This is a genomic window from Cellulomonas sp. URHB0016 (assembly GCF_054057935.1).
The window spans coordinates 627,997-648,722 of sequence record NZ_JBSRZU010000001.1 but is presented as its reverse complement, the minus strand read 5'-3'; the positions used below and the strand labels follow the sequence as shown (position 1 = coordinate 648,722).

General features: G+C 71.2%; 17 protein-coding genes and 2 pseudogenes. 8 read left to right on the top strand and 11 right to left on the bottom strand.

The features are described from left to right. Nucleotides 1–6 precede the first annotated feature (6 nt). The 6 genes and pseudogenes from ACVW07_RS03040 to ctaE all read right to left on the bottom strand — a co-directional run bounded on the left by ACVW07_RS03040 (nucleotide 7) and on the right by ctaE (nucleotide 5,648). Entirely contained in the window at nucleotides 7–534 is a 528-nt protein-coding gene (locus ACVW07_RS03040; protein WP_456817807.1) for a hypothetical protein, read from the bottom strand. Between the two features lie 109 nt (nucleotides 535–643). After that, the gene (locus ACVW07_RS03035) at nucleotides 644–1,273 is read right to left on the bottom strand and encodes a superoxide dismutase (protein WP_456817806.1); all 630 of its coding nucleotides are present in this window, start codon (nucleotides 1,271–1,273) and stop codon (nucleotides 644–646) included. Between the two features lie 119 nt (nucleotides 1,274–1,392). Next, nucleotides 1,393–3,124 (bottom strand): annotated as a pseudogene (gene qcrB / locus ACVW07_RS03030) (cytochrome bc1 complex cytochrome b subunit). Beyond that, nucleotides 3,121–4,155, bottom strand: a complete 1,035-nt coding sequence (gene qcrA, locus ACVW07_RS03025; RefSeq protein ID WP_456817805.1) for a cytochrome bc1 complex Rieske iron-sulfur subunit — start codon at nucleotides 4,153–4,155, stop codon at nucleotides 3,121–3,123. Before qcrA ends, qcrB begins: the two are co-directional and overlap by 4 nt. Beyond that, nucleotides 4,152–4,937, bottom strand: coding sequence for a cytochrome bc1 complex diheme cytochrome c subunit (gene qcrC / locus ACVW07_RS03020; RefSeq protein WP_456817804.1), 786 nt, complete (start codon nucleotides 4,935–4,937; stop codon nucleotides 4,152–4,154). The genes qcrA and qcrC overlap by 4 nt, the downstream gene beginning before the upstream one ends. Nucleotides 4,938–5,000: 63 nt before the next feature. Beyond that, complete coding sequence (gene ctaE, locus ACVW07_RS03015; protein WP_456817803.1) at nucleotides 5,001–5,648, bottom strand: aa3-type cytochrome oxidase subunit III; 648 nt, start codon at nucleotides 5,646–5,648, stop codon at nucleotides 5,001–5,003. 311 nt (nucleotides 5,649–5,959) lie between these two features. Here ctaE and ACVW07_RS03010 point away from each other — a divergent pair, with 311 nt between their 5' ends. Next, nucleotides 5,960–6,394: a hypothetical protein gene (locus tag ACVW07_RS03010; protein WP_456817802.1), complete on the top strand. Its 435-nt coding sequence runs from the start codon at nucleotides 5,960–5,962 to the stop codon at nucleotides 6,392–6,394. Further along, a complete protein-coding gene (trpD, locus tag ACVW07_RS03005) occupies nucleotides 6,391–7,437 on the top strand; it encodes an anthranilate phosphoribosyltransferase (RefSeq protein WP_456817801.1) in 1,047 nt (348 codons plus the stop codon). The genes ACVW07_RS03010 and trpD overlap by 4 nt, the downstream gene beginning before the upstream one ends. Before the next feature lie 238 nt (nucleotides 7,438–7,675). Here the strand turns inward: trpD and ACVW07_RS03000 are convergent, their stop codons facing one another. Continuing rightward, nucleotides 7,676–7,957 (bottom strand): Lrp/AsnC family transcriptional regulator, encoded by a 282-nt coding sequence (locus ACVW07_RS03000; protein WP_203750043.1) that lies wholly within the window; start codon nucleotides 7,955–7,957, stop codon nucleotides 7,676–7,678. An 8-nt stretch (nucleotides 7,958–7,965) separates the two neighbouring features. After that, on the bottom strand, nucleotides 7,966–9,813 hold the full coding sequence (locus ACVW07_RS02995) for a DEDD exonuclease domain-containing protein (protein WP_456817800.1): 1,848 nt from the start codon (nucleotides 9,811–9,813) through the stop codon (nucleotides 7,966–7,968). A gap of 76 nt (nucleotides 9,814–9,889) precedes the next feature. Here ACVW07_RS02995 and ACVW07_RS02990 point away from each other — a divergent pair, with 76 nt between their 5' ends. Beyond that, nucleotides 9,890–11,185 carry an NYN domain-containing protein gene (locus ACVW07_RS02990; protein ID WP_456817799.1) on the top strand — a complete coding sequence of 432 codons (1,296 nt, stop codon included), beginning with the start codon at nucleotides 9,890–9,892 and terminating at the stop codon, nucleotides 11,183–11,185. 32 nt (nucleotides 11,186–11,217) lie between these two features. Continuing rightward, nucleotides 11,218–11,430, top strand: a complete 213-nt coding sequence (locus ACVW07_RS02985) for a hypothetical protein (protein ID WP_456817798.1) — start codon at nucleotides 11,218–11,220, stop codon at nucleotides 11,428–11,430. 6 nt (nucleotides 11,431–11,436) lie between these two features. Here the strand turns inward: ACVW07_RS02985 and ACVW07_RS02980 are convergent, their stop codons facing one another. Next, on the bottom strand, nucleotides 11,437–13,248 hold the full coding sequence (locus ACVW07_RS02980) for an AMP-dependent synthetase/ligase (RefSeq protein WP_456817797.1): 1,812 nt from the start codon (nucleotides 13,246–13,248) through the stop codon (nucleotides 11,437–11,439). A 212-nt stretch (nucleotides 13,249–13,460) separates the two neighbouring features. Between ACVW07_RS02980 and ACVW07_RS02975 the strand changes: the two genes are divergently transcribed. Further along, entirely contained in the window at nucleotides 13,461–14,405 is a 945-nt protein-coding gene (locus tag ACVW07_RS02975) for an ROK family glucokinase (protein ID WP_456817796.1), read from the top strand. 31 nt (nucleotides 14,406–14,436) lie between these two features. Here ACVW07_RS02975 and ACVW07_RS02970 read toward each other — a convergent pair whose 3' ends face one another. Next, nucleotides 14,437–15,069 carry a hypothetical protein gene (locus ACVW07_RS02970; protein ID WP_456817795.1) on the bottom strand — a complete coding sequence of 211 codons (633 nt, stop codon included), beginning with the start codon at nucleotides 15,067–15,069 and terminating at the stop codon, nucleotides 14,437–14,439. Between the two features lie 52 nt (nucleotides 15,070–15,121). On the opposite strand from ACVW07_RS02970, the gene ACVW07_RS02965 reads away from it, so the two are divergent. The 3 genes from ACVW07_RS02965 (at nucleotide 15,122) to ACVW07_RS02955 (ending at nucleotide 18,615) form a co-directional block, all read left to right on the top strand. Continuing rightward, the gene (locus tag ACVW07_RS02965) at nucleotides 15,122–15,922 is read left to right on the top strand and encodes a lysophospholipid acyltransferase family protein (protein WP_456817794.1); all 801 of its coding nucleotides are present in this window, start codon (nucleotides 15,122–15,124) and stop codon (nucleotides 15,920–15,922) included. Nucleotides 15,923–16,045: 123 nt separating this feature from the next. Next, entirely contained in the window at nucleotides 16,046–17,266 is a 1,221-nt protein-coding gene (locus ACVW07_RS02960) for a pyrophosphate--fructose-6-phosphate 1-phosphotransferase (RefSeq protein WP_456817793.1), read from the top strand. Beyond that, on the top strand, nucleotides 17,263–18,615 hold the full coding sequence (locus ACVW07_RS02955) for a class II 3-deoxy-7-phosphoheptulonate synthase (protein WP_456817792.1): 1,353 nt from the start codon (nucleotides 17,263–17,265) through the stop codon (nucleotides 18,613–18,615). The genes ACVW07_RS02960 and ACVW07_RS02955 overlap by 4 nt, the downstream gene beginning before the upstream one ends. A 95-nt stretch (nucleotides 18,616–18,710) precedes the next feature. Here the strand turns inward: ACVW07_RS02955 and pknB are convergent. Next, a pseudogene (gene pknB, locus ACVW07_RS02950) lies at nucleotides 18,711–20,708 on the bottom strand (Stk1 family PASTA domain-containing Ser/Thr kinase); the annotation flags it as partial. Nucleotides 20,709–20,726 lie beyond the last annotated feature (18 nt).

Genomic DNA, 20,726 nt, shown 5'->3' with positions numbered 1-20,726 from the left:
CGCCCCTCACGCGTCGTGCGGTGGCCGGTGCCCCGCCAGGAGCTCCAGGGCGGTTCTGAGGACGTCCTGAGGGGCCGTCCGCACCAGCGCGCCGCCCGTGAACCTCACGTCGCCGGTGACTTCCCAGAGTCCCGTGGGTGGCACGAACGAGGCGGCGGTGACGTCGTCCTCGAACTCGGCCTCCGCGAGGACGAGACCCTCGAGAGGCCCGCGGAACATGTCGTAGCCGAGGGCTGGCGCCGACCACCGCTCCTTCATCAGCAGAGCCGCGGGCAGGGCACACAGCAGGGTGTACTCCTGCTCGGACACGTACATCGTGGTCAGCTCACCCCACGGGTCGCCCGGAAGCTTCTGGGTGAGCTTGTGGACGGCGGGACCGGCACCGTCGACCTCCTCGACCCGACGCAGGCGCAGGCGCGTGCCGTCGATGTACCGGTCCTCGATCCTGCGGCGCCGGACCACGGCGTCGGGCGGCGGGGGAGCGGCGCACACGAACCGGCGCTCACGCTCCGTGCGGGCGTACTTCGATGGCATGGCGTGCTCTCCAGGTCTGGCTCCGCGGACGGGTCCGGGTGTGCGTCCCGGTCCGGGTACGGCAGAGGGCCGCCCGGCGTGCGGACGGCCCTCTGCGGTGCTCGACGACTCAGAGCGACGGGACGATGAGCCCCGAGGCCTGCGATCGGGCCCGCTCGAAGCGCGCGGCCGCATCGGTCCAGCTGACGATGTTCCACCACGCCTTGACGTAGTCCGCCTTGACGTTCACGTAGTCCAGGTAGAACGCGTGCTCCCACATGTCCAGGACCACGACCGGGACGAGGCCCAGCGCGATGTTGCTCTGCTGGTCGTACAGCTGCACCACGACCAGCTTCGAGCCGATCGAGTCCCACGCGAGGATCGACCAGCCCGAACCCTGGATGCCGAGGGCGTTCGCCGCGAAGTGCTTCTGGAAGCCCTCGAACGACCCGAAGAACTCGTCGATCGCCGCGGCGAGCTCGCCCGTCGGACGGTCACCGCCCTCGGGCGACAGGTTCTGCCAGAACACCGAGTGGTTGACGTGGCCACCGAGGTTGAAGGCGAGGTTCTTCTCGTGCAGGTTCACGGAGGCGAAGTCGTCGGCCTCACGCGCCGCCGCGAGCTTCTCGAGGGCGGTGTTCGCTCCCGTCACGTACGCGGCGTGGTGCTTGTCATGGTGCAGCTCCATGATCCGCCCGGAGATGTGCGGCTCGAGGGCCGCGTAGTCGTAGGGCAGGTCCGGAAGCGTGTAGTCAGCCATGCGTGAGTACCTCTCCTGCTAGGGCCGCGACCGTCTGCCACGGCCGCGGGGATCGACGAAGCGGGCGGCCCGCCGATCACGGCGAGCCGCCCGACTCCACGGTCAACTCTTGCTCAGGATCAGCGATTCCGCCCATCCGGGCTCGTCTCGTCCTGCGGATCGACGAAGTGCTGTCCACCGCCCACGGCACCGGCCAGCTGGCCGCGCTCCACGGCGGGCTCCAGCACGTCGTGCTCTCCGTGCGAGTGGGCTGCCGCCAGCTCCGCGGGGGTCACCGGCTCGATGCGGTCCTCGTAGAACACCTCGGACAGGCGCTGGCGGATGCGGTCCGTGCGGTACCCCTTGCGACGCACACCACGGGAGTCCTCGGCCGGCTCGATCTCGAGCGGGCGGATCGCGTCGTGCTGCACGCGCAGCCATCGCTCGTGCGCGTCGAGGCGGCTTGTGCACCTCGATGTACTCACCGCTGGCAAACCGGACGATGCGCCCGGTCTCGTGGCCGTGCAGCACCAGCTCGCGGTCCTTGCGCTGCAGCCCGAGGCAGATGCGCTTCGTGATGTAGAACGCGAACCACGGACCGAGGAAGAACAGGAAGCGGAACGTCCACGTGATGTCGTTGATCGACAGGTGGAAGTGCGTCGCGATGAGGTCGTTCGACCCGGCGAGGACCAGGATGAAGAACCCCGTGAGCAGCGAGACGCCGAACGCGGTGCGGAACGGACGGTTGCGCGGGCGGTCGAGCACGTGGTGCTCGCGCTTGTCGCCCGTCGCGAACGCCTCGACGAACGGGTACAGGGCGAGCAACGTGAACAGGATCCCGGGGATCACCATCGCCGGGATGATGACGTTGAGCGGGATCGAGAACCCGGCGATGACGATCTCGGCCTGACCGGGCATGAGCCGGAGCGAGCCCTCGAGGAAGAGCATGTACCAGTCGGGCTGGGCGCCGGCCGACACGGGGGAGGGGTCGAACGGGCCGTAGTTCCACACCGGGTTGATGACCATCGTCGCGCCCATGAGCGCGATGACGCCGAACACGAGGAAGAAGTAACCCCCGGCCTTCGCCATGTAGATGGGGAACAGCGGGTAGCCGACCACGTTCGAGTTGCTCCGGCCGGACCCCGGGTACTGCGTGTGCTTGTGGAGCACGACAAAGAACAGGTGCAGGCCGATCAGCGCGAGGATCAGGCCCGGCACCAGCAGGACGTGCACCGTGAACAGCCGCGGGATGAGGTCCTGCCCGGGGAACTCGCCGCCGAAGATGAAGTACGACATGTAGCTGCCGATGATCGGGATCGCCCGCACCACACCGTCGGTGATGCGCAGGCCGTTGCCCGAGAGCACGTCGTCAGGGAGCGAGTAGCCGGAGAAGCCGGCAGCGAGGCCGAGGATCATCAGCGTGAACCCGACGACCCAGTTGAGCTCGCGAGGCTTGCGGAACGCACCGGTGAAGAACACGCGCATCATGTGCGTGACGATCGACGCCATGAAGATGAGCGCCGCCCAGTGGTGGATCTGCCGCATGAGCAGACCGCCGCGGACCTCGAACGACAGGCGCAGGGTCGAGGCGAACGCCTCGGACATGTGCACGCCGTTCATCGTCGCCCACGGTCCCTCGTACACCGTCTCGTTCATGCTCGGCACGAAGAACATCGTGAGGAACACGCCCGAGATGAGGATGGTGACGAAGCTGAAGAGCGCGATCTCGCCCAGCAGGAACGACCAGTGGTCGGGGAAGATCTTGCGGGCGAACACCTTCACCGCGACGCCGAGCCCGGTGCGCTGGTCCAGGTAGTCCGCCGTGCCGGCCGCTGCGCGGGCGGTCGCTGTCGGGGTCGAGGTCGTCGTCACTTGAGACGCTCCCAGAATGTCGGGCCGACGGGCTCGTGGAAGTCGCTCTGCGCGACCAGGTAGCCCTCGTCGTCAACGGTGATCGGCAGCTGCGGCAGGGGCCGCTTCGCCGGTCCGAACACGACCTTCGCGCCGTTCGCCACGTCGAACGTCGACTGGTGACACGGGCAGAGGAGGTGGTGAGTCTGCTGCTCGTACAGCGCGACCGGACAACCCACATGGGTACAGATCTTCGAGTATGCGACGATCCCGTTGTACGACCAACCGGCGCGGTCGGGGGCCTCGTGGAGGTCCTCCGGTGCCAGCCGGATCAGCAGGACGATGGACTTCGCCTTCTCGTCGAGCGGGTGCTCCTCCTCCTCGAGCCCTTCGGGGATCACGTGGAAGACGGAGCCGATGGTGACGTCCGAGGCCTTGATGGGCCGGCCCTCGGGATCGGTCGTGAGCTTGAGGCCCTTGCGCCACAGCGTCCGCTTGAACTTCGAGACGTCCCAGTCCTCACCGACGTTGCCGATCAGCGGCAGGACGATCGAGAGCGGGAACAGGGCGAGCGCGCCGATCACCGAGACCTTGAGGACGCCGCGGCGACCGATGGCCGAGTCCGCCGCACCGTCCTTGAGCACCTCGATGGCCGCTGCGCGCGCCGCGTCGTCGCTGCGCTGCGCGTGCCGGTCCTCGGACTTCTCGTGGTCGTTCATCAGGGCCTTGGCCCAGTGCACCGCCGCGGTGCCGATGCCGAGCAGCGCGAAGGCCATGCTCAGACCGAGGGCGACGTTCGACCGCCGCATCGACTCCGGGGTCTCGCCCGGGGGCAGTGCGAAGTAGGCGACGATGAACGCGAGCGTGCCGAGGATCGAGATCGTGAAGAGGAAGACGACCTGCCGCTCGGCCTTCTTGTTCGCCTTCGGGTCGTTGTCGCCGACGCGAAGGTGGTGCTCCTCGTGCCCCGGATCGGTGAACCGGTCGGGCCCCGTCGTGTCGCGCAGAGCGACGTCGGTGGTGGCCTCGTGGCCGTTGTCGTGGTTGCTCACGAGGACTTCGCTCCGATCCACACTGCTGCGCCGATGAGCAGGCCGATGCCGACCACCCATGCCCACAGGCCTTCACTGACGGGTCCCAGCGCGCCGAGGGTGAGCCCCCCGGGCGCCGTGTCGCCCTGCTGGTCGATGAACGCGATGATGTCGCGCTTGCCCTCGGGCGTGATGTTGGCGTCGTTGAAGACGGGCATCGACTGCGGGCCGGTGAGCATGGCCTCGTAGAGGTGCTTGGGGGAGGTCTCCCACAGGCCGGGCGCGTACTTGCCCTGCGACAGCGCGCCGCCTGCGCCGACAGCGTTGTGGCACATCGCGCAGTTGGTGCGGAACAACGCCATGCCGTTCGCGGGGTCGCCCAGCGCAGGGTCGACCTGCTCCTCCGTGGGGATCGCGGGGCCGACACCGAGCGAGGCCACGTAGGCCGCCAGCTGGCTGATCTGCTCGTCGTCGAACTGGACCGGCTTCGCCTGGATCTGCGGTCCGTTCATCTGCGCGGGCATGCGACCGGTGCCGACCTGGAAGTCGACGGCGGCCGCGCCCACGCCGATGAGTGACGGGCCGCTGGCGGTGCCGGCCGCGGACGGGCCGTGGCAGGTGGCGCAGTTGGCCTGGAACAGCTTCTCGCCGGTCGCGATGTCGTCGGTGCTGGCCGTTCTCGGCGCCGCGTCGGCCGAGGAGGGCGCGAGCAGCGCGTACAGGGCACCGGTGAGCAGCAGCGCCAGCAGGAGCAGCACCACCGGCGCGCGCCGGTCGTGCCTGCGGGCTGCGAGTGCCTTCACGGATCGATCCTCGTCTCGCCTAAGGGGGGTGGGGTCAGGTGCGCGGGCGGCGACGCCCGCCGGTCACTTCAGGAGGTAGATGACAGCGAACAGCGCGATCCAGACGACGTCGACGAAGTGCCAGTAGTACGACGTCACGATCGCGGTGGTGGCCTCGTGGTGGCCGAAGCGCTTGGCGGTGAACGAGCGGCCGAGCAGGAACAGGAAGGCGATGAGACCGCCGACCACGTGCAGACCGTGGAAGCCGGTGGTCAGGTAGAAGACCGAGCCGTACGGGCTCGAGGAGATCGTGAGGTTCTCGCTGACGAGCGCGGCGTACTCGAAGATCTGGCCGCCGATGAAGAACGCACCCATGAGGTACGTGAGCGTCATCCACTCGTTCATGCCCCAGCGGTTGACCTGCAGCAGCTTGCCCGTGCGCACCGGCTGGAACCGCTCCGCGGCCCACACGCCCATCTGGCAGGTCACGGAGGACAGCACCAGCATCGTGGTGTTGACCAACGCGAACGTGACGTTGAGCTTCGCCGTCTGCACCGCCCACTCCTCGGGCACCGCTGCCCGGAGGGTGAAGTACATCGCGAAGAGGCCCGCGAAGAACATGAGCTCGCTGGCGAGCCAGACGATGGTCCCGACCGACACAGGGTTCGGTCGGTTGACGCTCACGTGGGGCGCGGTGCGAGGGGCAGCCATGGCGGTCGACACGTTCGCCATTATGGCTGATGACTGAGCCGCATGGGCCATAGGACCCAGGCCGCGGCGAGCGGTAAATGTCACACCGTCACGATCACGGCGCGCGTGAGGACGCATGCGGGCCTGTGTGGCCCGTCATCATGCGGTGGCGCGCACGTCCGGGACCCTTCACCCGGGTGTCCCCGGCCAGGCGCTGCGCGCGTGTGCGCCGGCGCCGGGCGTCCGCCGTGCTATGGCTGCGTCGGCCGCGTGCTCGCTCACCGCGCCGCGATCGTCGCGAGCCGTGCCAAGATTCCCCTCGGACGCACGTCGACGACGAGTGAGGGACGACCATGAGCACCGCGCAGCCCGACCGGACGACCGCTGCGGGCACCCCCGGTCCGCGGATCCTGCTCTACAGCGACGACGTCGACACCCGGGCCGAGGTGCGCCTCGCGGTCGGTCGCCGTCTCGGCCGTGGCGAGCCGGAGATCGAGTGGGTCGAGGTCGCGACGGCTCCGGTCGCGATCACGACCACCGAGTCCGGGAACCTCGACCTGCTCATCCTCGACGGTGAGGCGGACAAGGTCGGTGGCATGGGTCTGGGACGTCAGCTCAAGGACGAGGTCTACCGGTGCCCGCCGGTCCTCGTCCTGACCGGACGCCCCCAGGACGCCTGGCTCGCGTCGTGGTCCAACGCCGACGCCGCCGTGTCGCGCCCGCTGGACCCCGTCGAGCTCCAGGGTGTCGTCGCGCGGCTCCTCGCGCGCCAGGGCGTCACCGGATGACCGCCGCGTCGACGTGGTCGGACCTGCTCACGGCGCTCGTCGCCCGCCAGGACCTCACCGCGGCACAGACCGCATGGGCGATGGACGACATCATGCGGGGCGAGGCCACACCCGTACGCGTCGCGGGCTTCCTCGTCGCTCTCCGTGCCAAGGGAGAGACCGTCGACGAGCTGACCGGGCTGGCGGAGGCGATGCTCTCGCACGCGATCCGCATCACCGTCCCGGGTCGATGCGTCGACATCGTGGGCACCGGGGGTGACCGGTCGCACACGGTGAACATCTCGACGATGTCGGCGCTCGTGGTGGCCGGTGCCGGTCTGCGGGTCGTCAAGCACGGCAACCGGGCCGCGTCGTCGTCGTCAGGGTCGGCCGACGTCCTCGAGGAGCTGGGCATCCGCCTCGACCACCCGCCCGAGCGCGTCGCCGCGCTGGCCGAGGAGGTCGGGATCACGTTCTGCTACGCCCAGGTCTTCCACCCGTCGATGCGCCACGCCGCCGCGGCGCGCGCCGGCCTGGGCATCGGCACCGTCTTCAACTTCCTCGGCCCCCTCACCAACCCCGCCCAGCCGCAGTCGGGTGCCATCGGCGTCGCCGACCGTCGCATGGCTCCGCTGCTCGCCGGGGTCTTCGCAGGCCGTGGGAAGGACGCGCTCGTGTTCCGTGGCGAGGACGGGCTCGACGAGATCGCCCCGACCGGGCCGACCCGGATCTGGGAGGTGCGGGCCGGCGACGTGCACGAGCAGGTCGTCGACTGGTCGGCGGAGCTCGGCGTGGGCCATGTCGACCTCGAGGAGCTCCGTGGGGCCGACGCCGCGCACAACGCCGAGGTGGCACGCCGGCTCCTCGACGGGGAACGCGGTCCCGTGCGCGAGACGGTCGTGCTCAACACCGCGGCCGCGCTCGTCGCGGACGGCACGCTTCCGGGGCTGGCCGAAGGCACGCTGACGGAACGTCTGCGGGCTGCCACCGGGCTCGCCCGCGAGTCGCTGGACAGCGGCGCGGCAGCGGACGTGCTCGCCCGGTGGCAGAAGGCCAGCGCCTGAGCGCACGGGCTGGGACCTGGTGCCTGTGGTCGGCCTGAGCCTGCGCTCGACTGCGTCGACCTCCGGCTCAGTCCTGGTGCCAATGGTCGGCCCGAGCCTGCGCTCGACTGCGTCGACCTCCGGCTCAGTCCTGGTGCCAATGGTCGGCCCGAGCCTGCGCTCGACTGCGTCGACCTCCGGCTCAGTCCTGGTGCCAATTGTCGGCCTGAGCCTGCGCTCGACTGCGTCGACCTCCGGCTCAGTCCTCTAGGCCCAGGGCGAACGCCTGTTCCAGGTCGTGCTGCGAGTACGTGCGGAAGGCGATGTAGGTCTGCGTGCGGACGACGCCCTCGATCTTGCCGACCTTGTCGGCGATGACGTCCGCCAGGGCATCGTGCTCGCGCACGCGGACGACGGCGATGAGGTCGACCTCGCCGGTCACGGAGTACACCTCACTGACGCCACGGATCTCGGCGATCGCGGAGGCGACCTCCGGGATGCGGGCGGCGTCGGCGTCGATGAGCACGATGGCGGTCAGCATGCTCGTCATCATGCCGCGCCCGGCGACGGTGCGACGACCGGAACGGCGTGGTCGGCCCACGGGTGTGGGACGACGTCGTCCGCCGCGGCCGGTCGGGCCCGGATCAGGGATGCGACCGCCGCGACCGGGTCGCGGACGGCCTGCGCCGACCGCACGGGCGACGCCCAGCCGCCGACGACCTCGACGAGACGCACCCCCGGCTGCTCCAGCCAGGTGAGCACCAGGTCGGTCTCCTCGGGATGGGCGGCCGTGGACGGCGAGACGGGCGGGGGCACGTCCTCACCGGTGCTCTGGAGGGCCGCGACCAAGGGTCGAGGGTCGGTCCGCCGGTCCGACCGTGCTGTCCCGGCCAGCCTGCCGTACCGCACGAGGACGATCTCCCATCCTCCGTCGTCCACCCGCCGAGCAGCGATGAGCTCCGGGCACCGGGCCAGCGGCGCGAAGCGCTGTGCCCGGGTCGCGCCCCGCAGGAACGACGCCAGACGGTCGCGGACGGATGCGGCCTCCTCGAACCGCTCCTGCCGCACCAGCCAGGTCAGACGGTCGGAGTGGGTCCGGATGACGGCCTGCGGGTCGCCGAGCATCGCGGACCGCACGAGGTCGACGACGGTCGAGTAGTCGGCGGGGGACTGGTGGCCCGTGCACGGAGCGCCGCACCGACCGAGCTCCGCCAGGACGCAGGCCGACGCCGACGGCGGTGCGACGAGCGGGAGCCGGCGGGTGCACTGCCGCACCGGGAACGTCTCGTGCAGGGCGTCCACCGCGAGCTGTGCCGACGAGGAGCTCGCGAACGGCCCGATGTACGCGGACCCGTCGTCGGCCCGGACGTCGCGGACGACGGACAGTCGCGGGTAGGGCTCCGAGGTGAGACGTACCCACGGCATGCGCTCGGGGAACCGGGACCTGCGGTTGTACCGCGGCGAGTGCTCGACGATGAGCCGGAGCTCCCGGACACGCGCCTCGAGCGGCGTCGCGCACACGACGGGGTCCACACGCTCGGCGATGCGGACCATCTCGGTCATCCGGCGGCGCTTCTCGGAGGCGGTGAAGTAGGACCGCACCCGGTGCCGCAACGACGTCGTCGAGGTACCCACGTAGAGCACCTCGTCGCGTGGGCCGCGGAACAGGTACACACCCGGTGCGTCCGGCAGGCCGTCCGCGAGGGTGCGTTTGCGCCGCACGTCCGTGGGCACCGGATCCGTCGCGGTCGCGAGGTCCTCGAGGTGGGTCACGCCGAGCGGCGCGAGCCTGCCCAGCAGCGCGTGCAGCACGTCGACCGTGGCGCGGGCGTCCGAGAGGGCCCGGTGGTTGGGGGTCACCGCTGCACCGAACAGCGCGGCGAGGCTCGAGAGCTTGTGGTTCGGCGCCTCGTCCCGCGTGACGACCCTGCGGGCGAGCCGGACGGTGTCGACGACACGATGTCCGGGCCAGGCGTACCCCGTGCGGGCCGCGGCCGCCTTCAGGAACCCCACGTCGAAGGGCGCGTTGTGCGCGACGAGGACCGCGCCACGTGAGAACTCGAGGAAGCTCGGCAGCACCTCCTCGATCCGGGGCGCGCCGACGAGCATGGTGGTCGTGATCCCGGTGAGCACCTGGATGAAGGGTGGAACAGGTCCACCCGGGTCCACGAGCGTCTGGAACTCGCCGAGCACCTCCCCGCCGCGAACCTTGACGGCACCGATCTCGGTGATCTGGCAGTCGGCCGGTGTGCCACCGGTCGTCTCCAGGTCCACCACGACGAAGGTCACGTCCGACAGCGGGGTGCCGAGATCCTCGAGCGTCGGCTGCACGGCCCGGGCACCGGCAACAGGGGTGGCGTCCGCCCAGACGGGGCGCAGGCGGCGGACGGGCGACATGGCGGGAACGGTACCCAGGCCGTCTGACACCCTGGCCGCGCCACGCGGGAGGCCGGCCGCGACCTAGGGTGACGACATGACCGACCCGGGCACCGATGCCGACGCGCAGCCCGGCCGGCCGGAGCCGGCGGCCGCCCGCAACGTGCCCGCGTCTCTGCGCACGGTGCTCGTCCAGGTCGCGGCCGATGTGCTCGGTACCCTCGAGCCGCCCGAGGTGCCCGCGACGCTGCGCGCCGTGCGGCAGTTCGCTCCTCGCCGGCGGGCGACCGCGGGAGCGGGTCCGCTGTGGACGGCGTTGGCGGACGACGGCTTCCGTGCCCGGGTCTGGCGGACGTGGACGTCCGAGCACCCGGAGCCGGGGGCGGGGGAGCCGCCACCACGCGCACCGTCGTGGGATGCTGCTGCGGGCGCGTGGCTCGCCGGTGACCCCGGCTGGAGCGACCTGGTACCCACGGTGCCCGTGGACGACCCGGCACCTCGCACGCTCGAGGACCTCGCACGCGCGCAGGCGGACGTGACGCGTCTGCGCACCGAGCTCGAGCGCGCGCAGGGCGGCGCCCGGGACGCCGCCGACGAGCTGACGGCCCTCCAGCGCGAGCTGCGCCGGCTGCGGTCCGACGCGGACCGGGCGCGCAGCGAGGCGCGACGCTCCGCAGAGGACGCGCGAGCCGTGCTCGACGCCGCACAGGCCGAGCACCGGGCGGCGTCGCAGGAGCGGGCCGCGGCTGCCGACGACCGACGCACCGCGGACGCCGAGCGGACCGCGGCGCGGGCAGAGCTCAGATCGGCCCGCAAGCTCGCCGACGCCCGGGTACGCCTCCTGCTGGACACGATCGTCGATGCGGCGAGCGGGTTGCGCACCGAGCTCGCGCTGCCGCCCGCCGGAGACCTCCCGGCGGACCTGGTCGCACCCGCGCTCGAGCCCACGCAGCGGCGCCAAGGCTCGCGTGGGCGCTCCGTGGACGACCCGGCGCTGCTCGACGAGCTGCTCCGACAGCCTCGTGCCCACCTGCTCGTCGACGGGTACAACGTGTCGAAGTCGGGGTTCGGCGAGCTGACGCTCGCGGAGCAGCGGAACCGACTGGTCGACGGCCTCGGGCGGGTCGCTGCCCGGACCGGAGCGGAGGTGACGTGCTGCTTCGACGGCCAGGAGGGTCCGCCGGCGTCGGGAAGCCTCGCCCGCGGGGTCCGGGTCCTGTTCTCGGTCGGGGAGATCGCCGACGACCTGATCCGGCGGCTCGTCCACGCCGAGCCCCGCGGCCGCGTGCTCGTCGTGGTCACGAGCGACCAGGAGGTCGCCCGTGACGTCGAGGCCGCCGGTGCCTGGGTCGTGCCCTCCGCGACGCTCGTCGCGCGCATCCTCCGGCCCTGACCCGTGTCGGCGGTGGCCGCTACCGTCCCGCCATGATCATCGACTGCGACAGCTGCTCTGCGCGCGCCGTGGCGTGCGCGGACTGCGTGGTGACGTTCCTGACGGTCACGGTCCGCCCCGGAGCCGTCCCGGCGCTGCGTCCTCGTGCCGGGACCGTCGAGCTGGACCCGGCCGAACGCGCGGCGCTCGGCGTGCTCGCGGCGCAGGGGTTCGTGCCGCCCCTGCGTCTCGATCCCACCGGATAGCCGGCGTCAGCCGTGGTCGGACGAGTCGTACAGGGCCTCCACGTCGGCGGCGAAGTCCTTGAGCACCTCACGACGACGGACGCTGAGCTTGGGGGTCAGGTACCCGTCGGCGATCGTGAGGTCGCGATCGAGGATGCGGTACTTGCGGATCGACTCCGCACGGGAGACCGCCCTGTTCGTCTTGTCGACGGCCTTGTCGATGGAGGCGAGGACGTCCGCGTCCTTGGCGGCCGCCTCGAGCGACATGGCAGGCTTTCCGTGGGCTGTCAGCCAGCCGGGCACACCGTCGGGATCGAGGGTGATGAGCGCCCCGATGAACGGCTTCTGGTCACCGACGACCACGACCTGGCTGATGAGCGGGTGGGCGCGCAGACGGTCCTCGAGCACCGCGGGCGCGACGTTCTTCCCGCCGGCGGTGACGATGATCTCCTTCTTGCGCCCGGTGATCCGGAGGTAGCCGTCCTCGTCGAGTGAGCCGAGGTCGCCGGAGCGGAACCAGCCGTCGTCCATGGACTCCTCGGTGGCAGCCTCGTTCGCGTGGTAGCCCCCGAACACCTGGATGCCCTTGAGCTCGATCTCGCCGTCGGAGGCGATCCGCACCGACGAACCGGGCAGCGGCAGGCCGACGGTCCCGATCTTCGTCTTCTCGGGCCGGTTCACCGTGGCAGGGGCGGTCGTCTCGGTCAGGCCGTAGCCCTCGAGCACGTGCAGGCCCAGCCCGCGGTAGAAGTGACCCAGCCGCTCGCCGAGGGGGGCACCGCCCGAGATCGCCCACTTCGCCTGACCACCGAGCGCCGCCCGCAGCCTGTGGAGGACGAGCACGTCCGCGACCTTGTGCTGCAGCCGCAGCCACGGGCTCGGACCCTTCGGCGTGTCGAGTGCCCGCGAATAGACGATGGAGGTCTTGGCGGCGCGTTGGAAGATCGCGCCCTTGCCCGCGGCGGCCGCCTTCTGCTCGGCCGAGTTGTAGACCTTCTCGAACACGCGCGGCACGGCCAGGACGAACGTGGGCCGGAACGAGCCCAGGTCCTCCATCAGCGTCCTGGTGTCGGACGTGTGCCCCAGCACGGCGCCCGCAGGCACGCAGAGGACCTCGATGAAGCGCGCGAACACGTGCGCGAGGGGCATGAAGAGCAGCGTCCGGGCGCCGTCGGCCGCCACCACCTCGCCCAGTCCCGCCACGGTGTTGACCGTCAGCTCGGCGAAGTTGCCGTGCGTGAGCTCGACGCCCTTCGGTCGACCGGTGGTGCCCGACGTGTAGATGATGGTGGCGACGTCGGCGAGCACGGCGAGCCCACGTCGACGGGTGATCTCCGCGTCCTCGACCTCTGTGCCGGCGGCCACCAGCGCGTCGATCGCGCCGTCGTCGATGACCAGGACGTCGCGGAGGTCAGGAACGTCCGCGCGCACCTCGTCGACGACCGCCGCGTGCGAGGCCGACTCGACGACGAGCAGCGACACGTCCGCGTCGGTGAGGATCCAGGCCACCTGCTCGGCCGAGGACGTCTCGTACAGAGGGACGGGGACGGCGCCGACGGCCCATACGGCCCAGTCGAGCAGCGTCCACTCGAACCGCGTGCGCGACATGATGCCGACGCGATCACCGGGCTGGACGCCCCGGGCCACGAAGCCCTTCGCCACCGCCACGACCTCGGCGTCGAGCTCCCGCGCCGTCAACGGGATCCAGGGACCGCCGGACTGGGTCTTGTGCTCCACCACGACGCGGTCGGGGGTCCCCTGCACCCGCTGGGCGAGCAGGTCGTTGAGATTGCTCGAGGGGTCGACCTCGACGAGCAGGGGGCTGTGGAACTCGTCCATTCTGGCTCCAGTGACAGGTGGCGACGTGTGTCGAGGATACGGGACGTCCGATACCGGCCAGGGGAACCGCGCCGGTGCCGGAGGGCTCGGCGCGGGTGGTCTGCGCGCGCCAGCGGACGAGTGCACGAGTACGGTCCACAGGCCGCTAGCGTTGGTCCGAGCGGACCGCACGACGGCGGTTGCGGCACTGACGCGTAGGAGCACACACGGACATGCATGCCATCGGTGTGGACATCGGCGGGACGAAGATCGCGGCCGGGGTGGTCGACGAGCAGGGCACGATCCTGGCACAGACCCGCCGCGAGACGTCGCCGGACGACGCGGCCGGCATCGACCGCGCCATCGCCGACGTCTACGCCGAGCTGACCGCGTCGTATCAGGTCGACGCGATCGGGCTCGCCGCCGCCGGTTTCGTGTCCGCCGACCGCTCCCAGGTCCTGTTCGCGCCGAACATCGCGTGGCGCGACTACCCCTTGCGTGACAACGTCGCCGCGCTCGTGGGCCCTGGTGTGACCATCGTCGTCGAGAACGACGCGAACGCGGCGGGCTGGGCGGAGTTCCGGTTCGGTGCTGCCCGGGACGTCGACGACATGCTCCTGCTGACCGTCGGCACAGGTCTCGGCGGTGCGGTCGTGACGAACGGTGAGCTCGTCCGTGGCGCCTGGGGCGTCGCGGCGGAGATCGGCCACATGCGCGTGGTCCCTGGTGGCCACTACTGCGGCTGCGGCCACGAGGGCTGTTGGGAGCAGTACGCGTCGGGCAGCGCGCTGGTCCGCGACGCCCAGGCGGCGGCCATCTCGCAGCCCGACCGTGCGGAGCGTCTGCTCGCGCTGGCCGGCGGCGATGCCGACAGGATCGTCGGTCCGCAGGTCACGCAGGCGGCAGCGGAGGGCGACCCGCTGGCGATCGACCTGCTGGCCGAGCTGGGCCGCTGGGTGGGTGAGGGCGCCGCGTCGGCGACGGCGCTCCTGGACCCAGCGCTCATCGTGATCGGTGGCGGCGTGGCCGCGGCGGGCGACCTGCTGCTGGCGCCGGCTCGCAAGGCGTTCGACGAGCAGCTGTCCGGCCGCGGGCACCGGCCGGAGGCGGAGATCGTCACGGCGTCGATGGGCAACGACGCCGGCATGGTGGGCGCGGCGGACCTCGCGCGGCTCTGACCTCGACGAGGCGTTCGGCGCCGGGGCGGGGTCAGACCACCGCGCCCGAGTCGTCGTCCGGGTCGCGCCGGTGCGGCATGCGCCAGACGAGGACGCCGATGCCGAGCACGAACACGATGGCCGCCGCCTGCACGAGCGCGACGGGAGCCGACCGCCAGGCGACGAGCACCACGAGCAGGAACAGCGGCATCCCGACCGCCGCGAACCACGCCATGGTCAGCAGCGGGTCGCCGCCGAGCACCGGTCCGGGGTCCGGCGGGACGAAGTGCTCCTCGGCGTCGACGGCGGCCTCCGCGTCGTCGTACTGCGAGGTGCCGTCCCAGTCCCGGCCGGTCATGGCCTCGTCCGGCGCCGGACGCACGACGCGCGGCTCGGCGACCCAGGGGGCGACCGGGAACGACAGCGGCGGGCTCGCGACGTCCGCCGACGGTGGCTCGTCCGCCGGGGTCGCGACCGGGCCGGCGTCCTCCGGGCCCTCGACCTCGGAGCCGTCGTAGTCGGCGAGGTCGCCGAGCTGTGCGACGATCGCCGCCCATCGCTCGTCGTCGCCGACCGCGTCCCGGGACGCTCCGCCGGTATCGGAGGCGTCGTCGGACGGCGGTTCCGACGCTCCGGCGTCCGGCGGCGGAACGGCGTCGTCGGGGTCGTCGGGGCGTGCGGCCATGGGAGCACTCTAGAGTCGGACGAGGCGTGTGGGTCGGTGGAGAGGTGGGCTCTTGTTCTACTGGTTGATGAAGCGGGTCTTCGTGGGCCCGCTCCTGCACCTCATCTACCGTCCGTGGGTGCGAGGTGCGGAGCACGTGCCGCCGGAGGGCGCGGCGATCCTCGCGAGCAACCATCTCGCCGTGATCGACTCGTTCTTCCTTCCCCTCGTCCTCGATCGCGAGATCGTCTTCATCGGCAAGCAGGAGTACTTCACCGGACGCGGCCTCAAGGGCCGGGTGACCGCGGGCTTCATGCGCGGCGTCGGGACCATCCCGGTGGATCGTGGGGGCGGCAAGGCGAGCGAGGCGGCGCTCAACACGGGCCTGCGCCGGCTCGCCGAGGGTGACCTCTTCGGCATCTACCCGGAAGGCACGCGGAGTCCGGACGGCCGCCTGTACCGGGGGAAGACGGGGGTCGCCCGACTGGCCCTGGAGTCGGGGGCGCCGGTCGTCCCGATCGCGATGGTCGGGACCGACGTCGCCCAGCCGCTGGGCCGCAAGATCCCCAAGGTCATGCGGATCGGTGTGGTGATCGGCGAGCCGCTCGACTTCAGCCGGTACCGGGGCATGGAGAACGACCGGTTCATCCTGAGATCCGTGAGCGACGAGATCATGTACGCGATCATGAGCCTGTCGGGCCAGGAGTACGTCGACGTGTACGCGGCGACGCAGAAGGCCCGGATCGCCACAGGCCATCCCGCCGCGGCGGGCACGGCAGCCGACCACCTCCCCGCCGCTCCCGGGGGCCGCCCGGCGCCGGACGTCCAGGTGCCGGTACCGCCGCAGGACGACGCTCCCACGTCAGTAGGATGACGCGGTCGGCGCGAGCCGGCCCTGTGCGTGCCCTCGAACCTGCTCCGTGCGGACCTCGTGGGCGTCGCGCGTCCTGGTCGGGCACCCGGTGCCCGCCGTGAAGATCAACGAGAGGTGTGTCTCATGTCGGTTCGTCGCGTCGCCCTCCTCACCGCAGGTGGCTTCGCTCCGTGCCTGTCGTCGGCCGTCGGTGGGCTCATCGAGCGCTACACCGAGATCGCACCCGACATCGAGATCATCGCCTACGAGCACGGCTACTACGGCCTGCTGCGCGGGGACAAGATCGTCGTCGACGCGGACACGCGGGCCAAGGCCGGCATCCTGCACCGGTTCGGCGGGTCGCCGATCGGCAACTCGCGGGTCAAGCTCACGAACGCGGCCGACTGCGTCAAGCGTGGGCTGGTGCAGGAGGGTGAGGACCCGCTGCAGGTCGCGGCCGAGCAGCTCAAGGCCGACGGTGTCGACGTGCTGCACACGATCGGCGGCGACGACACCAACACGACCGCCGCCGACCTCGCCGCCTACCTCGCGGACAACGGCTACGGCCTCACGGTCGTCGGTCTGCCCAAGACGATCGACAACGACGTGGTGCCGATCCGTCAGTCGCTCGGTGCGTGGACGGCGGCCGAGGAGGCCGCCGGGTTCGCGGCGAACGTGATCGGCGAGCACCGGTCCGGACCGCGCATGCTGATCGTCCACGAGGTCATGGGCCGGCACTGCGGCTGGCTCACCGCCGCTGCCGCCGTGGAGTACCGCAAGTGGCTCGACCAGCAGGAGTGGGTGCCCGGCATCGGCCTGACGCGCGAGCGCTGGGACATTCACGCCGTCTTCGTGCCCGAGCTCGCGCTCGACATCGACGCGGAGGCCGAGCGCCTGCGCACGGTCATGGACGAGCAGGGCAACGTCAACATCTTCCTGTCCGAAGGCGCCGGCATGCACGAGATCATCGAGCAGCTGGAGGCCGCCGGGACCCCGGTGGAGCGGGATCCGTTCGGGCACGTCAAGCTCGACACCGTGAATCCCGGTCAGTGGTTCGCCAAGCAGTTCTCCAAGAAGCTTGGCGCCGAGAAGACCATGGTCCAGAAGTCCGGCTACTACTCGCGGGCGGCGGCGGCCAACGCCGAGGACCTGCGGCTCATCAAGTCCATGACGGACCTCGCGGTGGAGTGCGCGCTGCGTGGTGAGTCCGGCGTCATCGGGCACGACGAGGAGCAGGACGACGTGCTGCGCGCCATCGAGTTCCCGCGGATCGCGGGCGGCAAGGCGTTCGACGTGTCGCAGCCGTGGTTCGGTGCGCTCCTGTCGGACATCGGCCAGGACCTCGTCCCGGCGGTGCACTCGTGAGCGTGGAGCCGGATCCGAAGGTCGTCGCCGGGCTCGACGCCTGGCGCGACCTGCCGGCGGGCCAGCAGCCGCGGTGGCCTGACGCCCAGGCGCTCGAGGCGGCCACGAGCCGGCTCGGGACGCTCCCGCCGCTCGTGTTCGCCGGCGAGGCGGACGCGCTGCGCACCCACCTGGCCGCGGCCGGCCGGGGCGAGGCGTTCCTGCTGCAGGGCGGCGACTGCGCGGAGACGTTCGCGGAGGCGACGGCCGACAACATCCGGAACAAGATCAAGACGATCCTGCAGATGGCCGTGGTCCTCACGTACGGCGCCAGCCTGCCGGTCATCAAGATGGGCCGGATGGCAGGCCAGTACGCCAAGCCGCGGTCCTCGGACAGCGAGACGCGGGACGGGCAGACGCTGCCGGCCTTCCGCGGAGACATCATCAACGGGTATGACTTCACGCCCGAGGCACGCACCCCGGACCCGAAGCGGCTGCTCGAGGCGTACCACACGTCCGCCTCGACGCTGAACCTCATCCGCGCCTTCACCACCGGCGGCTTCGCATCGTTGCTGCGGGTGCACGAGTGGAACCGCGGCTTCATGGCGAACCCGTCGTACTCGCGCTACGAGGAGATCGCCGCGGAGATCGACCGCGCCATCCGGTTCATGGCTGCGTGCGGCGCGGACTTCGAGGCGCTGCGCTCGGTCGACTTCTACTCGAGCCATGAGGGGCTGCTGCTCGACTACGAGCGGCCGCTCACGCGCATCGACTCGCGGACAGGCCTGCCGTACGACTGCTCGGCCCATTTCGTGTGGATCGGCGAGCGCACCCGGCAGCTCGACGGTGCGCACGTGGACTACTTCTCCCGGGTGCAGAACCCGCTCGGGATCAAGCTGGGGCCCACCACGACGGGCGACGACGCGTTGGCGCTCATCGACCGGCTCAACCCGAGCGGTGAGCCCGGCCGGATCACGTTCATCACCCGGATGGGTGCCGGCAAGGTCCGCGACCTCCTGCCGGCGCTCGTCGAGAAGGTGACCGCCGACGGACGCCCGGTGACCTGGGTGTGCGACCCGATGCACGGCAACGGCATCACGTCGGCGTCGGGGTACAAGACGCGGCGCTTCTCGGACGTCATGGACGAGGTCGCGGGGTTCTTCGAGGTGCATCGAGGCCTCGGCACAGTCCCGGGTGGCCTGCACATCGAGCTCACCGGGGACGATGTCACCGAGGTGCTGGGTGGCTCCGAGGAGATCGACGACGAGGGCCTGGCGCTCCGGTACGAGACTCTCGTCGACCCGCGGCTGAACCACCAGCAGTCGCTCGAGATGGCGTTCCAGGTCGTGGAGCTCCTCCGCAGGGTCTGATCGGCGAGACGTGACGAGAGGCCGGGCGCAGCGATGCGACCCGGCCTCTCGTTCGTTCGGCCACAGCGCCCCGCGTTCACACGACGGAGAGCGTGGACCTCCGTACCCTTCGGGATCATGTCGCCCGCCTTGACGCTCTGCGAGAAGATGCGGTTCGCGACGGCGTAGCCGAGGGGTTTGCCGGTCTTCACCTTCAGTCCGAGGGCGTCGAGGGCGGCTTTGGCCTCGTCCACGGACTTGTTCACGACGTTCGGCATCTCCACGAGCTCAGGACCCAGGGACACGACGACGTTCACGGTGTCGCCCCGGTGCCCGGGCGTGCCGGACGGCGGGTCCTGGGAGATGATCCGGCCGGCCGCGACGGTGTCGTCGTGGACCTCGGTCGCGGCGAGCTTCATGTTGTCGGTGGCCAGCGCCGCCGTCGCATGGTCGACGGTGTCACCGACGACCGAGGTGATCGCGGCCGGTGCGGGGCCCTTCGACACCACGAGCGTCACGTCCGTACCGCGCGTGGACTGCGTCCCGGGGGCTGCAGGTGTGCCGTCGGGGAGCGTCGCGGTGAGCACGACCCCGTTGGGGGCGGCGTCGTCGTAGGCCGGCTCGTCGTAGACGGGCGTCAGCCCTGCAGTCGTGAGGGCGTTCGCGGCGTCCTTCTGCAGGACGGCGACGACGCCGTCGGGGACCTGCACGTAGTCGGGTCCCTTCGAGACCGTGAAGACGACGACAGAACCCTTGCGGACGCGCGACCCGGCCTCAGGGTCGGCGGCGAAGACGGTGTCGACCGGTGCGTCGGGGTCGAAGTCGGCGGTGGCGTGCCCCCGGAGGCCTGCACGTTCGAGCGCGGCCGTCACCGTGGCCTGGTCGCCGCCCAGGACCTCGGGGACCTTGGTGAATGCTCCCGGACCGGCTTGGACGTACCAGAGGGCGGCCCCACCGGCGGAGAGGACGAGCACCGTCAGTACCGCCAGCAGCACCCACCACCGCCGGCGGTGACGCGGCGGGAGCGCGACCGCGCCGACCGACGTCACGGCGGCCGGCTGGACGCCGAGCCCGATGGGCAGCGCGACCGTGGCGCCGTGGGGGGACGAGGTGTCGAGACGCGTCGTCTCCTGGCCGTCCTCGCCGCTCGGTCCACCGGTCTCGTCGTCGAGCTCGTCGAGCTCGGTCTCGTCGGGGTCGGTCGCGAGCGGCAGGACGATGGACGGCGCGACGTCGGCGCGTCGCGCCAGCGTGTCCGCGTCGAGCGCGGCACGGGTGCGACGCAGCAGCCCGAGTGCGGCCGTGGCGTCCACGGGTCGGTCCTCGGGGGAGCGGGCCGCGAGCGCCTGGACGAGCTCGTCGACCTCCACAGGAAGCCATGTGAGCTCGTCGCTGGGGGCCGGCACGTCCGAGTTGACGTGCTGGAACGCGACCTGGATCGGGGTCTCGCCGGTGAACGGCTGCCGACCGGTGAGCATCTCGAAGAGCAGGATGCCGCACGCGTACACGTCGGTGCGGGCGTCGCTGGCCCCCCGGACCACGAGCTCGGGCGCCAGGTAGGCGACGGTGCCGAGCACCGTGCCGGTCGTGGTGGAGGTGACCTCGGTGACCGCTCGGGCCAGCCCGAAGTCGGCGAGCTTCACTCGGCCGTCGGTGGCGAGCAGCACGTTCTCGGGCTTGATGTCCCGGTGCACGAGTCCGGCCCGGTGCGCCGCCGCGAGCGCGTCGAGCACGCTCTCGCCGACGCGCAGGGTCTCGTCCACCGTGAGCGCGCCGCGCTCGCCGAGGCGCCGTCTGAGGTTCGACCCGTCGATGTACTCCATGGTCAGGTAGCTGGTCTCGCCGTCGAGGCCCTGGTCGTAGACCCCGACGAGCCCGGGGTGGGTCAGCCGCGCCGCGGCACGGGCCTCGCGGCGGAACCGGGCGACGAAGTCGTTGCCGCTGGACCCTTCGGCGAGGTGCGGGTGCATGACCTTGAGCGCCACGTCCCGGTCCAGCCGGCGGTCGACGGCGAGATAGACCGTCGCCATGCCGCCGCGGGCGATCCGGGAGACGACCTCGTACCGCCCGTCGACCAGGCGGCCCACGAGCGGATCGGTGACGGTGGCTCCCACGCGCAGGAGTCTACGGTC